Annotated in this window: 1 protein-coding gene; it reads right to left on the reverse strand. The window is 71.6% G+C overall.

Translation table 11 applies throughout. From position 1 onward, the window contains the following. Positions 1 to 1024, reverse strand: a 1024-nt coding sequence (locus tag AC1D15_RS34005; RefSeq protein WP_477829540.1) for a DUF4132 domain-containing protein, incomplete at its 3' end; no start/stop codon positions are given. Between the last annotated feature and the right edge of the window lie 20 nt (positions 1025 to 1044).

Raw genomic sequence — 1044 nt, forward strand, 5'->3', positions numbered from 1 at the left:
TGAACGGCTGCAGGATCTCGTAGTCGCCGAACAGCTGGCCGAGCTGCGCCTTCACCGACGCGTCGAGTTCGAGCACGTGCAGGATGCCGATCTGCGCGGCCTCGGGCAGCGCGAGCTGTTCGTCCGCCGCATCCGCGAGCGTCCAGTCCTCGGCCACGCGGAAAGGCTGGCGCAGCGTGCCGCCGTCGTAGGTGGCCCAGGCCAGGCGCGTCGCCAGGTGGCGCATCAGCGGATGGGCGAGGAAGAAGCGCCGGAACTCGGGCAGCGGCCAGCGACGGGCGTTGCGCATCGCGCGCTCCAGCCGCGTGATCTCCAGGCTGGCGATGGCGCGCACGTCCTTCTTCAACTGCTTGAAACGCTCGGCCGCCGGGCCGGCGAGCGTGGCGTCGTCGCCCTTCAGCGGCTTGGGCAGGTCTTTCAGTCGCAGGCTGCGTGCGTCGCGCACGACGGGCTTCAGGCTTTCGTCGAAGCTGAGGGAGAACTTGCGCGAGCCGAAATCGAAGATCGCCGCATCGGGTTCGTCGAGGCCGAGCGTCGGCGCCAGCCGGTCGCCGAGTTCATCGAGCGTGAGCCCGCGCGCATCGGCCACCGTCGCGATCATCCCGGCGGCGCGCAACTGCACGCGCTTGTGCCGGCCCTTGGTGGCCTGCGTGTTCAGCAGCATCAATGCCACGTCGGTGCCGATGGCGGCCAGCAGGTCGAGCGCGGATTCGGCGCGGCCGCGGGTGCCTGGCGCGCTCGCCCAGTCGTTGATGCGCGGGATCAGGCGGCGGGCCGTCTCGTCGTTGCCCAGCAGGCCCAGCGTGCGGAAGGCCCAGCCGTCCTTGCTGGGTGCGCCGGCGCCGGCCCAAGCCTCATGGAGGTCCCAGGCGAACTCGGCCAGGCTCGCGGGTGTGCACGCGGCCTGCACGAGCGCGACGCCAGGGTAGGGCGCATCGGGCTGGCCGATCATCAGCATGCGCACCAGGTGCCCGGTGGCGGCAACGCTGAGTGCGCCGCCGGCGAGCAGGTGCGGGCGGCGCATCGTGGCCACCTCGCAGAAGG

This window comes from Rhizobacter sp. P2_H2, from assembly GCF_056403375.1.